The 433-nt window shown below is 75.5% G+C and carries 1 pseudogene; it reads right to left on the bottom strand.

From position 1 onward, the window contains the following. Positions 1 to 420: pseudogene (locus G3I78_RS48760) on the bottom strand (apolipoprotein N-acyltransferase); the annotation flags it as partial. Positions 421 to 433: the final 13 nt, after the last annotated feature.

Here is a 433-nt window from a genome sequence, read left to right as displayed (position 1 = left end):
GGCGATCCAGACGGCCGCGCCCCACAGCGGCCAGGCGGGGAGCCGGCTGACGAGGGCGATCCCGAGACAGGTGAGGCCGATCAGCAGGGCTTCGAGGGTGGCGAGGGCCAGCCACGGGATCGGGCCGACGCCCTCGCTGGTCCAGACGAGCAGCGGCAGCAGGAAGCCCAGGCCGTGCAGGAGGCCGAGGCCGAAGCCGGCGCGGGCGCGGCGGCCGCGGAGGCAGGCACCGAGCATGGCGAGGGCGAAGGGGGCCAGCCACCACAGGGGGCGGGGCGGGAAGCTCAGGTAGAGCAGCACGCCGGAGCCGACGGCGAGGGCGGCACGCAGCGGCCACCCCTTCCAGGCGGGTGCGGCCGTGGTTCCGGGTTCCGCTTCGCCGGCGCCGGATCCGCGCTGTGCGGTGATGCTGCTGCTCATCTGCCGGAGTGTA

It is taken from the genome of Streptomyces sp. SID13726, assembly GCF_010548375.1.
Taxonomy (GTDB): Bacteria; Actinomycetota; Actinomycetes; order Streptomycetales; family Streptomycetaceae; genus Streptomyces.
Note: the sequence above shows the minus strand (reverse complement) of the source record. Positions and strands in the feature narration are given on the sequence as shown.